General features: G+C 69.0%; 1 pseudogene. It reads right to left on the bottom strand.

The features are described 5' to 3' along the window. A pseudogene (locus KUM32_RS41000) lies at positions 1–649 on the bottom strand (DNA-directed RNA polymerase subunit beta); the annotation flags it as partial.

Here is a 649-nt window from a genome sequence, read left to right as displayed (position 1 = left end):
CTTCTCGGCCTTGATGACGTCACCGGCGTCGACCGCGCAGCGGTACTCCATGCCGGTGCCCACCAGCGGCGCCTCCGCCTTAATCAGCGGCACGGCCTGGCGCATCATGTTGGAGCCCATGAGCGCGCGGTTGGCGTCGTCGTGCTCGAGGAAGGGGATCATGGCCGTCGCGACCGACACCATCTGGCGCGGCGAGACGTCCATGTAGTCGACCTCGTCGCCCGGGATGTAGTCGACCTCGCCACCACGGCGGCGCACCAGCACGCGGGACTCGGCGAACCGCAGGTCGTCGGTGAGCGGCGCGTTGGCCTGCGCGATGACGAAGCGGTCTTCCTCGTCCGCGGTCAGGTAGTCCACGTCGTCCGTGACCTGACCGCCGGTGACCTTGCGGTACGGGGTCTCCACGAAGCCGAAGGCGTTGACCCGGCCGTAGGAGGCGAGCGAGCCGATCAGGCCGATGTTCGGGCCTTCCGGCGTCTCGATCGGGCACATGCGGCCGTAGTGCGAGGGGTGCACGTCACGGACCTCGAAGCCGGCCCGCTCACGGGAGAGACCACCGGGGCCGAGCGCCGAAAGACGCCGCTTGTGCGTCAGGCCCGACAGCGGGTTGGTCTGGTCCATGAACTGCGACAGCTGGCTGGTGCCGAAG

It is taken from the genome of Streptomyces sp. AC627_RSS907, from assembly GCF_019049165.1.
The sequence above is the reverse complement of the archived record's forward strand: the minus strand, read 5'-3'. Positions and strand labels throughout refer to the sequence as shown.